This is a genomic window from Streptomyces sp. NBC_00490 (genome assembly GCF_036013645.1).
Taxonomy (GTDB): Bacteria; Actinomycetota; Actinomycetes; order Streptomycetales; family Streptomycetaceae; genus Streptomyces; species Streptomyces canus_F.
Genome location: NZ_CP107869.1, coordinates 5,896,324 through 5,907,184, shown reverse-complemented (window position 1 = coordinate 5,907,184; position 10,861 = coordinate 5,896,324). Strand labels below are relative to the sequence as shown.

Below are 10,861 nucleotides of genomic sequence, written 5' to 3'. Positions count from 1 at the left end.
GGACAGCGGTGACGGGTGGTCAGCGGGCGTACAAGCCCTCGATCTCCGCCTCGAAGTCCCCCATCACCGTTTCCCGCCTCAGTTTCATCGACGGGGTCAGGTGGCCGTCCGTTTCCGTGAAGTCTCTCGGCAGTACCTTGAAGCGGCGGATCGACTCGGGTCTCGAGACGAGTTTGTTCGCCTCGTCGACCGCGCGCTGGAGGATGGCTCGCAACTCCTCGTCGTCGGCGAGGAGTTCCGCCGGGACGGGGTGTTTGCCGTTCATGCGGCGCCAGTGGGTGATGCCCTCCATGTCGAGGGTGATGAGGGCGGCGACGTAGGGGCGGCGGTCGCCGACGACCATGCACTGGGAGACCAGGGGGTGCTGGCGGAGCCAGTTCTCCAGGGGGGCCGGGGCGACCGTCTTGCCGCCCGCTGTGATCAGCAGTTCCTTCTTGCGGCCGGTGATGGTGAGGTAGCCCTCGTCGTCCAGGCTGCCGATGTCGCCGGTCGGGAACCAGCCGTCGGACGAGGCCGGGGTGACGCCGCCCGCGTTCGGGTCCCAGTAGCCCCGGAATATCTGGCCGCCGGCCAGCAGGATCTCGCCGTCCGCGGCGATGCGGACCCGGGTGCCCGGCAGGGGCCAGCCCACCGTGCCCAAGCGGGACTTGAGGGGTGGGGTCACCGTTGCCGCGCCCGTGGACTCGGTCAGGCCGTACCCCTCGTAGATCTCCATGCCCGCGCCCGAGAAGAACGCGTGGAGGCTGCGGCCCAGCGGTGAGCCGCCGCTGATGATGTGGCGGACGCGGCCGCCCATGGCGTTGCGGATCCGGCGGTAGACGAGGGGGTCGTAGAAGGTGCGGGCCGCCTTGAGCGCGGCGCCGGGGCCGCTGCCGGTGCCCGCCTGGCGGGCCTCCGTCGCCTCGCCGTAGCGGACGGCGACGTTCACCGCGCGGTCGAAGGCCGAGACCCTGCCGCCGGTCTCCGCCTTGGCCCGGGCGCTGTTGAAGACCTTCTCCAGCATGTACGGGATGACCAGGAGGAAGGTGGGCTTGAAGGTGGCCAGGTCGCCCAGCAGATCCTCCGACTTCAGGCTCGGCGCGTGGCCCAGCCGGACCCGGGCCCGGACGCACGCGATGGCCACCATGCGGCCGAAGACGTGGGACATGGGGAGGAAGAGGAGGGTCGCCAGCTCCTCGTCCGAGCGGGACCTGAAGACCGGGTGGAGGATCTCGATCGCGTTGTCGACCTCCGCCAGGAAGTTGCCGTGCGAGATCGCGCAGCCCTTGGGGCGGCCGGTGGTGCCCGAGGTGTAGATGACCGTGGCCAGGGTGTCGGGGCCCAGCATGCCCCGGCGTACGTCGATCTCCGCCTCGGGGACCGGCCGGCCGAGCTCCGCCAGCCGCTCCACATGGCCCTTCTCCACGACCCACAGGTGGCGCAGGTCGGGCAGGCGGTTGAGTTCGGGGCCGAGCGCCGAGGCCTGGGCGACGGTCTCCGTCACCAGGGCCACCGCGCCCGAGTCCTGGAGGATCCAGCGGGTCTGGAAGACCGAGGAGGTCGGGTAGACGGGGACCGTCACCAGGCCCGCCGCCCATGCGGCGAAGTCCAGCAGGGTCCACTCGTAGATCGTGCGGGCCATGACGGCGATCCGGTCGCCCGGCTGGAGCCCCTCCGCCACCATGCCTCTGGCCAGCGCCTGGACCTGGGCGGCGAACTCCGTGGTCGTCACATCCGACCAACTGCCGTCTTCCGCGCGGCGGCTGAGCACGCGGTCCTCGGGAGCGGCGGCCGCGTTGTCGAAGGGCAGGTCGGCCAGCGAGCCGTGTGTCACGGGCGGCACGACCGGCGGTACGGAGACCTCCCGGACCTCGCCGTCCAGTCGCTTGATCTCCGGCGCCACGAGCACGGGCGCGCCGTCGTAGTCGGTCGCGGAGACATAGGGGATGGACGAGGACATGGGGCAGCTCCTGAGGCGCGCAGCTGGATACCGCTCTGCTGCATAGGTACGCGCCGTGCGTACCTGGGCGTTCACCGGTGGTGGGCGGGTATGGGGGGTTACCGGCAGTCAGATCGGCGATCTTAGGAGGTGCAGGTGGCGAGTTCGTGTGGGTTCGGGGATGCTCCGGGGCCGGGTCTGTGCAACCTCTCCCGCAATATGAAGCTTTGTCAGCTATGGGTAGGGGCGCGGATCGGCCGTTCGTCGATCACGACGGCCGGCGCCCCGTCGCGGCGTCCGGCGCCCCGTCACGGCCGTTCCAGCACCGCCGTCACCCCCTGCCCGCCCGCCGCGCACACCGAGATCAGCCCCCGGCCCGAACTCCCGCGCTCCGCAAGGGACTTCGCGAGCGTCGCGACGATTCGCGCCCCGGTCGCCGCGAAGGGGTGCCCCGTGGCCAGGGACGAGCCCGTCACGTTCAGCCGCTCCCGGTCCACCGGGTCCAGCCCGGCCTTCTCCCATGCCTCCAGCGTGGCCAGCACCTGTGACGCGAAGGCCTCGTGGACTTCCACGAGGTCGAAGTCGGCCATGCCCAGACCGGCCCGTTCCAACATGCGCGGCACCGCGTAGGCCGGTGCCATCAGCAGGCCGTCCTCGCCGTTCACGAAGTCGACGGCCGCCGTCTCGTACGTCGACAGGTACGCCAGCGGCTCCAGCCCGCGCGCCGCCGCCCATTCCTGCGAGGCCAGCAGCACGACCGCCGCTCCGTCGGTGAGCGGGGTCGAGTTCCCGGCGGTCATCGTCGGGTCGGGTGCGTCGAGGCCGAACACCGGCTTCAGGGCGGCCAGTTTCTCCGCCGTCGAGTCCGGGCGCAGGTTCTGGTCGCGGGTCAGGCCCCGGAACGGCACCACCAGGTCCTCGAAGAAGCCGCGTTCGTACGCCGCCGCCAGCCGCTGGTGGCTCCGCGCGGCCAGTTCGTCCTGGGCCGCGCGCGAGACGCCCCAGGTGCGGGCCGTCACCGCCGCGTGCTCGCCCATCGACAGGCCGGTGCGGGGCTCGGCGTTGCGGGGGATGTCGGGGATCAGATGGCCCGGGCGGATGCGGGCCAGCGCCTTGAGCCGGCCGCCCGGCGACTTCGCCCTGCGCGCCGCCAGCAGGATCCGCCGCAGGCCGTCGTTCACACCCAGCGGTGCGTCGCTCGCGGTGTCCGCGCCGCCCGCGATCGCCGACTCGGTCTGGCCGAGCGCGATCTTGTTGGCGGCGGCGATGACGGCCTGGAGTCCGGTGCCGCAGGCCTGCTGGATGTCGTACGCCGGGGTCGTGGGGGCCAGCCGGGAGCCGAGGACCGTCTCGCGGGCCAGGTTGAAGTCGCGGCTGTGCTTGAGCACCGCGCCGGCGACGAACTCGCCGACCGCGCCCGGCTCCTGGAGGCCGTGGCGCTCCACCAGGGCGTCCACGACCGCCGTCAGCATCTCCTGGTTCGAGGCGGTGGCGTACGGGCCGTCCGAGCGGGCGAAGGGCACGCGCGTGCCGCCGATGATCGCGACCCGCCGGGCCACGGGCACCTGTAGGGGGCTCATCTCGACCTGCTCCTCATGCGTGACGTAGGCTTACCTGCGGTAACCTTACTCCAGAGTAAGAAGACTGATAAGAGGTGGGACCCGAGTGGGGAGACGGCAATGGCCGACCGTTATCTGAGCTTCACCGGCACCGCGCCCGGCCGCTTCCTGACCCGTCGGCTGGGACTGCCGCAGCCCTCGGCACTGCGCCGCTGGTCACCGGAGCGGCCCGGGCTCGCGGGGGGCGAGGTCCTCCACCTCACCGCGGGCAAGCCCGCCCCCTCCGCCCCCGGCAGCCCCAGCGCCGTCGTCCTCGACGCCACCGGCGTACGGGACGTCGACGGCCTCGCCGGCGTCCACGCGGCCCTGCACCCCGTGGTGCGGTCGGTCGCCGCGAGCGGCCGTGTCGTCGTGCTCGGCGCGCCCCCGGACCCCGCCGACCACCACCAGGCCGCCGTCCAGCAGGCACTGGAGGGCTTCACGCGCTCGCTCGGCAAGGAGATCGGGCGGGGCAGGACCGTCAACCTCGTACGGCTCACCGACCGGGACGCCGCCGAGTCCACCCTGCGCTTCCTCCTCTCCCCCAAGTCCGCCTACGTCAGCGGCCAGGTCATCGAGGTCACGGGCACGGCTCCGGAGGTGACCGTCGACCGGGACCGGCCCCTCGCCGGCCGCACCGCCCTGATCACCGGCGCCGCCCGCGGTATCGGCGCGGCCGTCGCCGAGACGCTGGCCAGGGACGGGGCCCAAGTCGTCGTACTCGACGTACCGCAGGCCGAGGAGGACGCGCGAAAGCTCGCGGAGAGGCTCGGGGGCAGGGCCCTCGCGCTCGACATCACCGCCGCCGACGCGGGTGCGCGGATCGCCGCCGAACTCCCGAACGGGCTCGACGTGTTGATCCACAACGCCGGGATCACCCGGGACCGCCGCCTGGTCAACATGCCCGCGGACCGGTGGAGTTCGGTCCTCGACGTGAACCTCGCGAGCGTGCTGCGCACCACGGACGCGCTGCTGGCCGCCGGGACTCTTCGGCCGGGCGGCCGGATCGTCGCCACCGCCTCCATCGCCGGACTCGCCGGGAACGCGGGGCAGACCAACTACGGTGCGAGCAAGGCGGGGATCGTCGGTCTGGTGCGGTCACTCGCCCCCCGCGCCCTCGCCGAGCACGGGGTGACCGTGAACGCCGTCGCGCCCGGATTCATCGAGACGAAGATGACCGCCGCCGTACCGCTCCTCATCCGTGAGGCGGGCCGCCGGATGAACTCCCTCGCCCAGGGCGGGCTGCCCGTCGATGTCGCCGAGACGACCGCGTGGCTCGCGCATCCGGCGTCGGGTGCGGTGAACGGGCAGGTCGTACGGGTCTGCGGCCAGAGTCTGCTGGGGGCGTAGTGACCGTCGTCCTCACCCGGTCCCCCGCGCTCGCGCCCCTGTTCGCCCGCGGCGCCCTGCTCTCCGCCCTCAAACGGCCCCGCCCGGACGCCGAGTTCCCGCGCACCCGGCTGCTCCTGCCCGCGCTGCGGGTGGACCTGGCACGGCTGGCGGCGTACGAGCGGGTGTGCGGGTTCGCCACCGGCGACGACGCGCTGCCGGTGACGTATCCGCATGTGCTCGGCTTTCCGCTGGCCATGCGGCTGATGAGCGCGCGGGACTTCCCGCTGCCGCTGCTCGGTCTCGTCCACACGTCGATCGCGATCACCCAGCACCGGCCGCTCGCTGCCACCGCGGAACACGAACTCACCGTGTACGTCGACGGGTTGGCGCCGCACCGGCGCGGCACGGAGGCGGGGGTCGTCACCGAGGTGCGGGCGGGCGGCGAGGTCGTATGGGAGTCGCGGAGCACGTATCTGGCGCGGCACGGCTCGACGTCCGGCGGCGCCAACAGCCCTGCCGAGAAGGGCGCTTCACTGCCCTCGGTCGCCGAGTGGCGGCTCGCCGGGGACGTGGGCCGGCGTTACGCCTCCGCGTCCGGTGACCGCAATCCCATCCACCTCCACCCGCTCACCGCCCGCCTCTTCGGCTTCCCTCGGGCCATCGCGCACGGCATGTGGACGGTGGCCCGGTGTCTCGCCGCGCACGGTGTGCCCCGGGCGGCGCTGGTGCGGGCGGAGTTCAGGGCGCCAGTGCTGCTGCCGGGGGCGGTGACGTACGCGGCGGAGGGCGCGCGCTTCGAGCTGCGGGGCGGTGGAGACCGGCTCCACGTCACCGGCAGCGTCTATCCGCTGACACCCTGACGGGCCCAGGGGCGGCCCTCCATCAGATTCCCCAGCCCTGCCCACGCGAAGTTCATCAGCGTCGCCGCCGCCTGCTTGGCGGTGACGCCGGGGGTGGTGTTGGCCCACGCGGCGAGGGACTCGGCGGCGCCCACCAGGGCCTCGGCGAGCCCGGCGACCTCGCGTTCGGGCAGGTCGGGGTCGCGGTGGGCCTCCCGCGCGGCGACGACGATCAGCTGCGTCACGAACGCGACGATCTCCTCGCGCATCGCGGCGACCTCGCCGGCGAAGAGTTCGCCGTGCGTACGGGCCTGGAGGTGCAGCACGGACCAGGCGTCCGGCTTCTGCCCGGTGTGCGTGAAGAACGCCAGCAGCCCGTCCCAGAGTTGGCGGTCCGCGGGCTGGTCGGTACGGACCCCGGCGCGCACCGCCTCGGTCAGCGCGGCCGCCTCCCGGCGGATGCAGGCGGTGAAAAGGTCTTCCTTGGAGTTCAGATACAGATAGACCAACGGCTTGGAGACGCCCGCCAGTTCGGCGATCTCGTCCATCGAGGCGGCCATGTACCCACGCCGCCCGAAGGTCTCCACAGCAGCGTCCAGCATCTGCTGTTCACGGACCGCACGCGGCATCCGCTTGGTCTTCACTGCACCCATAGGGGCAAGACTAGGGCCTGCCCGGCGGATCAGGTCGGCTCCAGGAAACGGATACTGGCGACCAAGTCGAGCGGGCTCTGGTGCGTGCAGCTGCAAGGCGGAGGAGGGCGGCGACGCGATGGGGGTCCCCCCGCTCGAGCGAAGCCGAGAGCGGGGGAGTCGTCAACCGACGACAACGCCGCAGATGCGCGTGCCAGAGCCCGCGACGCCGACATGATCCGCCGGGGAGGCCCTAGTAGTGCTTCGTTAGGTCTGTTCTTTGATGCTGATCAAGAGCATGTTGGTCGTGTGGATGCACATGAAGTGAACCGATTACGGGCGGCATTGGCGATGTTCGTGGCGGATGTCTTCGCCTCAGTGCCGCGTACGGACCAGCGGGCCAAGGGTGAGTGTTATCTACGAGGCCTGATGCTCGACGGTCGGCGCAAGTCGATCCAGCCGATGGCCGAGCGTCTGCCGGACGGGAACATGCAAGCCCTGCAGCAGTTCGTGAACCAGTCACCGTGGGATCCGCTGCCGGTCAGGCAGCGGATCGCCGAGCGACTGTCCAAAGTCGTCAGGCCCGAGGTGTGGGTGATCGACGATGTGTCGTTTCCCAAGTGCGGCAAGGCCTCGGTCGGGGTGGCCCGCCAGTACTGCGGAGCAGTCGGCAAACGGGCGAACTGCCAGGTCGCAGTTAGTGTCCATGCCGCCACCGACACCGCCTCGTGCCCCTTGGAGTGGCAGTTGTATCTGCCGCGGGAGTGGACGGACGAACCCGACCGCTGCCGCAGGGCAGGCGTCCCCGAGGACGTGGTGCACCGGGAGAAGTGGCGTCTCGCGCTCGGCCTGCTGGACACACTCGCCAAGTGGAAGTTGGAGGCACCGGTCGTGGTCGCCGACGCCGGCTACGGCGTCAGCACACCGTTCCGGCTCGGTCTCCAGGAGCGAGGGCTGTCCTATGCCCTGGCCCTGCAGGGGAAGGAAGTCGCTCATCCGGAGGATGTCGAGCCGCACCAGCCCGCTTATGGCGGGCTCGGGCCGCCCACCCTTCCCCGCTACCGCACCCCGCCGCGAGCCCTCTCCACCCTCGCGGCGGAGGCGGGTGCGGAGCGATTCTCCGAAGTGACCTGGCGGCAGGGCAGCAAGGGCGCGATGACCTCACGATTCACGGTGCTGACGGTGCGGCCCGCGGGCAAACAGTCCCTGGCCGCCGCTCAGGAATCGGGCGGGGGCCGAAGCCGGTGGGACGGCGTCCTGCCCACCCAAACCCTCCTGGTCGAATGGCCGGACGGCCAGAACGCCCCGACGGACTACTGGATATCGAACCTGCCGCCTGACACGCCGATCGCTGACCTGGTGCGGTGGGCGAAGATGCGCTGGCGGATCGAACATGACTACCGCGAGCTCAAACACGGCCTGGGGCTCGACCACTTCGAAGGCCGAACCTGGCGCGGCTGGCACCACCACGTCACCCTCGTCACCGCCGCGCAGGCATTCCTCACCCTCCGCAGGCTCGACCCAAAAGTCGAGGCACCTCCCCGAGCCTCTACCAGACCCTCGACGCACTCCAAGACCTGCTGAGGTGCTGGACCGGCACCTGCAGCACCTGCGGTCGCCCCCTCAAAACCAGCAGAACCAGAACCTAACGAAGCACTACTAGGTCGTCTGCCCCTGGGCACGTGCCGTGTCGTCGGCTCCGTCTTCCTGGTTGCGGTTGGCTTCCAGGTTCGCCTTGGCGCGGTCGACCTTCTGGACGATCTGGACGGAGGCCCGGTCGCGCTCCTTGCGGAGGGCGACGAAGCTGATGGGCGCGGAGATCACCAGGGAGAGCAGGACGATCCACATGCCGTTGGAGTCGCCGAGGCCGCGCGGGGCGACACCGGCGTAGACGAGGCCCCAGACGACCACGAGGCAGCCCACGAAGATCCCGAGGCGCATCAGTGTGTAGCGGAGCATCTCAATCCACTCTTCCGTTCCGGCTGAAAGTTCCCCAAAGGTGCCTTCCAGTGAAGCACGCCCGGTACCCGATCTTGCAGGGGGTCTCAGGTCAGCGCGAGCCACATCATGATGTCGTCCCGGTAGTCGTCCGCGGACACCCGCAGCCCGCCCGGCACCCGGCCGACCTCCTTGTACCCGGCGGACGCGTAGAACCGCTCGAGGCCCAGGCCGCCCCGGCAGGTCAGCTTCAGCGCCTCCAGGCCGAACCCGCGGGCGTGCGTCTCGACCTCCGCCAGCAGGGACCGGCCGTGGCCGCCGCCCTGGAGAGCCGGGTCGATCATGACCGTGTAGAGCCAGGCGTAGTGGCTCTGGAGGCGGTGCGCGTTGAAGCCGAAGAAGGCGGTCGCCCGCAGCCGTCCCTCCGGGTCGAACCCAGCGAGAAGACGGTGGCGTCCGGCCGCGGTCGACTCCGCGTAGCGCTCCACGTCCGGACGTACGTCGTCATACGTCGTCGTACCGACGAATCCGACCGCCCCACCCGTGTTGTTCACGGCGACCCACAGGTGGGTCAGCTCGTCGAGGAGGCCGGGGGTGAGGTCGGGGTCCAGGCGGTACGTGAGCTCCATGGGCCACGAGTCTAAAACGGCGGCCGGTCACCCCAGAGCGCGGGCCGCCACCCGCAGATCGGAGACGAGCCCCTGGTAGGCGGCCTCGCGGTCATCGGAGCGCAGGACGGACGAGGGGTGCACGGTGGCGACCAGCCGCTCCTCGCGTCCGTGGATCTCCCGCTCCAGCACGGCCCCCCGCTCCTGCGTGACCCGGAACGACGAACCGAGCAGCGCCTTGCCCGCGGTGGCGCCGAGGACCACGATCAACTCCGGCTCCACGAGGTTCAGTTCTGCTTCCAGCCACGGGCCGCAGGCGGTCATCTCGCGGAGGGCGGGGGCCTTGTGGATCCGCCGCTTGCGGGGCTCGGCCCGCGTGAACTTGAAGTGCTTCACGGCGTTGGTGACATACGCGTCCGCCGGGTCGATACCGGCTTCCGCGAGGGCCCGGTCCAGGAGCTTCCCGGCGGGGCCGACGAAGGGCCTGCCCTGGAGGTCCTCCTGGTCGCCGGGTTGTTCGCCCACGAGCATCACGCGGGCGTCCGCGCTGCCCTCACCGAAGACGGTCCGGGTGGCGTCCCGGTGCAACGGGCAGCCTTGGCAGTCGGCTGCCGCCCGGCGCAGAGCGCTGAGCGTCGCCTTCTCCGGGTTCTCGGGGAGGAAGGGCTCGGCGGTGTATTCGTCCTCGGACGCCATGAGGGCCGGGTACCCGTCGGGGGACGATCGGACTCATGCCGAGCGTCGAAGCTCGATCAGCTGTACCGACTCAGGGGCGCGGGGAACTGCGCGACCAGCCCCCGCGCACCCGCAGTCGAGTACGGCGCCCGCGCCCTCACACCCGCATCGGCTGCGGCGACTCCCTGCGCGCCGGGTCCGGACCCTCGTACTCCCGGATGATCTCGTACCGCGTGTTCCGCTCCACCGGCCGGAACCCGGCGTCCCGGATCAGGTCCAGGAGATCCTCACGCGTCAGCTTGTTCGGCGTGCCGTAGTTGTCCGCGTCGTGGGTGATCTTGTACTCGACGACCGAGCCGTCCATGTCGTCCGCACCGTGCTGCAGGGCCAGCTGCGCGGTCTGGACGCCGTGCATGACCCAGAAGACCTTGACGTGCGGGACGTTGTCGAAGAGCAGCCGGGAGACCGCGAAGGTCTTCAGCGCCTCCGCGCCGGTCGCCATCTGCGTGCGTGCCTGGAGGCGGTTCCTGACCTTGCCGTCCTTCACGTCGACGAAGTCGTGCTGGTAGCGCAGCGGGATGAAGACCTGGAAGCCGCCGGTCTCGTCCTGGAGCTCACGCAGCCGCAGGACGTGGTCCACCCGGTGCTTCGGCTCCTCGATGTGGCCGTAGAGCATGGTGGACGGGGTCTTGAGCCCCTTCTCGTGCGCCAGGCGGTGGATGCGCGACCAGTCCTCCCAGTGCGTGCGGTGGTCCACGATGTGCTGGCGGACCTCCCAGTCGAAGATCTCCGCGCCACCGCCGGTGAGGGACTCCAGACCGGCGTCGATGAGCTCGTCGAGGATCTCGCTCGCGCTCAGCCCGCTGATCGTCTCGAAGTGGTGGATCTCGGTCGCCGTGAACGCCTTCAGCGAGACGTTCGGCAGCGCGGCCTTCAGCTCGCGCAGGGACCGCGGGTAGTAGCGCCACGGCAGGTTCGGGTGCAGGCCGTTGACGATGTGCAGCTCGGTGAGGTTCTCGCCCTCCATCGCCTTGGCGAGCTTCACCGCCTCCTCGATGCGCATCGTGTACGCGTCCTTCTCGCCCGGCTTGCGCTGGAAGGAGCAGTAGGCGCAGGACGCCGTGCACACGTTGGTCATGTTGAGATGGCGGTTGACGTTGAAGTGGACGACGTCACCGTTCTTCCGCGTCCGCACCTCGTGCGCGAGTCCGCCCAGCCAGGCCAGGTCGTCCGACTCGTAGAGCGCGATGCCGTCCTCCCGGGTCAGGCGAACGCCCTCCCGTACCTTGTCCTCCAGCTCGCGCCTGAGCCCGACGTCCAT

The 10,861-nt window shown here is 70.8% G+C and carries 10 protein-coding genes; 3 read left to right on the top strand and 7 right to left on the bottom strand.

Annotation, left to right across the window (positions count from 1 at the left end; all coding sequences use genetic code 11):
- Positions 1 to 19: 19 nt before the first annotated feature.
- The gene (locus OG381_RS26920) at positions 20 to 1,939 is read right to left on the bottom strand and encodes an AMP-dependent synthetase/ligase (RefSeq protein WP_327718649.1); all 1,920 of its coding nucleotides are present in this window, start codon (positions 1,937 to 1,939) and stop codon (positions 20 to 22) included.
- Between the two features lie 287 nt (positions 1,940 to 2,226).
- Positions 2,227 to 3,498 (bottom strand): acetyl-CoA C-acetyltransferase, encoded by a 1,272-nt coding sequence (locus OG381_RS26915; protein ID WP_327718648.1) that lies wholly within the window; start codon positions 3,496 to 3,498, stop codon positions 2,227 to 2,229.
- A gap of 99 nt (positions 3,499 to 3,597) precedes the next feature.
- On the opposite strand from OG381_RS26915, the gene OG381_RS26910 reads away from it, so the two are divergent.
- A complete protein-coding gene (locus OG381_RS26910) occupies positions 3,598 to 4,866 on the top strand; it encodes a 3-oxoacyl-ACP reductase (protein WP_327718647.1) in 1,269 nt (422 codons plus the stop codon).
- Positions 4,866 to 5,708, top strand: coding sequence for a MaoC family dehydratase (locus tag OG381_RS26905; RefSeq protein ID WP_327718646.1), 843 nt, complete (start codon positions 4,866 to 4,868; stop codon positions 5,706 to 5,708). Before OG381_RS26910 ends, OG381_RS26905 begins: the two co-directional genes overlap by 1 nt.
- Here the strand turns inward: OG381_RS26905 and OG381_RS26900 are convergent.
- A complete protein-coding gene (locus OG381_RS26900) occupies positions 5,690 to 6,340 on the bottom strand; it encodes a TetR/AcrR family transcriptional regulator (protein WP_327718645.1) in 651 nt (216 codons plus the stop codon). The genes OG381_RS26905 and OG381_RS26900 overlap by 19 nt on opposite strands.
- Before the next feature lie 288 nt (positions 6,341 to 6,628).
- Between OG381_RS26900 and OG381_RS26895 the strand changes: the two genes are divergently transcribed.
- The gene (locus OG381_RS26895; protein ID WP_327718644.1) at positions 6,629 to 7,903 is read left to right on the top strand and encodes an IS701 family transposase; all 1,275 of its coding nucleotides are present in this window, start codon (positions 6,629 to 6,631) and stop codon (positions 7,901 to 7,903) included.
- Between the two features lie 75 nt (positions 7,904 to 7,978).
- On the opposite strand, the gene OG381_RS26890 is transcribed toward OG381_RS26895, so the two are convergent.
- The 4 genes from OG381_RS26890 to mqnE all read right to left on the bottom strand — a co-directional run bounded on the left by OG381_RS26890 (position 7,979) and on the right by mqnE (position 10,861).
- Positions 7,979 to 8,278 (bottom strand): DUF4229 domain-containing protein, encoded by a 300-nt coding sequence (locus OG381_RS26890; protein ID WP_327718643.1) that lies wholly within the window; start codon positions 8,276 to 8,278, stop codon positions 7,979 to 7,981.
- An 86-nt stretch (positions 8,279 to 8,364) separates the two neighbouring features.
- A complete protein-coding gene (locus OG381_RS26885; RefSeq protein WP_327718642.1) occupies positions 8,365 to 8,886 on the bottom strand; it encodes a GNAT family N-acetyltransferase in 522 nt (173 codons plus the stop codon).
- Positions 8,887 to 8,913: 27 nt separating this feature from the next.
- On the bottom strand, positions 8,914 to 9,561 hold the full coding sequence (locus OG381_RS26880; protein WP_327718641.1) for a UdgX family uracil-DNA binding protein: 648 nt from the start codon (positions 9,559 to 9,561) through the stop codon (positions 8,914 to 8,916).
- A gap of 136 nt (positions 9,562 to 9,697) precedes the next feature.
- Positions 9,698 to 10,861, bottom strand: a complete 1,164-nt coding sequence (mqnE, locus tag OG381_RS26875) for an aminofutalosine synthase MqnE (protein WP_266823614.1) — start codon at positions 10,859 to 10,861, stop codon at positions 9,698 to 9,700.

Bases quoted from the DNA above. Each gene is read 5' to 3' on its own strand.
- OG381_RS26910 (WP_327718647.1), top strand. From the start codon at position 3,598: ATGGCCGACCGTTATCTGAGCTTCACCGGCACCGCGCCCGGCCGCTTC.
- OG381_RS26900 (WP_327718645.1), bottom strand. From the start codon at position 6,340: ATGGGTGCAGTGAAGACCAAGCGGATGCCGCGTGCGGTCCGTGAACAG.
- OG381_RS26880 (WP_327718641.1), bottom strand. From the start codon at position 9,561: ATGGCGTCCGAGGACGAATACACCGCCGAGCCCTTCCTCCCCGAGAAC.
- mqnE (WP_266823614.1), bottom strand. From the start codon at position 10,861: ATGGACGTCGGGCTCAGGCGCGAGCTGGAGGACAAGGTACGGGAGGGC.
- OG381_RS26885 (WP_327718642.1), bottom strand. From the start codon at position 8,886: ATGGAGCTCACGTACCGCCTGGACCCCGACCTCACCCCCGGCCTCCTC.
- OG381_RS26915 (WP_327718648.1), bottom strand. From the start codon at position 3,498: ATGAGCCCCCTACAGGTGCCCGTGGCCCGGCGGGTCGCGATCATCGGC.
- OG381_RS26920 (WP_327718649.1), bottom strand. From the start codon at position 1,939: ATGTCCTCGTCCATCCCCTATGTCTCCGCGACCGACTACGACGGCGCG.
- OG381_RS26890 (WP_327718643.1), bottom strand. From the start codon at position 8,278: ATGCTCCGCTACACACTGATGCGCCTCGGGATCTTCGTGGGCTGCCTC.